We start from the raw sequence: 208 nt of genomic DNA, 5'->3' as shown, positions 1-208 counted from the left end.
CCACGGACGGCACGGATCCCGTCCGGGCCGGTGACCGGACCATGCCCAGGCACCACCGTGGGCGCGTCCAGCGCGATCATCGCGTCGCAGGCCGCCACCCAGTTGGCGATCGGGCCCGCCCACACAATCGGGGTGCAACCGATGAACAGCAGATCCCCGGCGAACAGCACACCGGCGTCGGCCACGTGCACGACCGAGTCGGCGGTGG

The 208-nt window shown here is 72.1% G+C and carries 1 protein-coding gene; it reads right to left on the bottom strand.

Annotated features, from left to right (window positions below; all coding sequences use genetic code 11):
• On the bottom strand, positions 1–208 hold a 208-nt coding region (locus BST12_RS30500), incomplete at both ends, for an MBL fold metallo-hydrolase (protein WP_139802167.1).

The organism is Mycobacterium angelicum, assembly GCF_002086155.1.
Taxonomy (GTDB): Bacteria; Actinomycetota; Actinomycetes; order Mycobacteriales; family Mycobacteriaceae; genus Mycobacterium; species Mycobacterium angelicum.
Note: the sequence above shows the minus strand (reverse complement) of the source record. Positions and strands in the feature narration are given on the sequence as shown.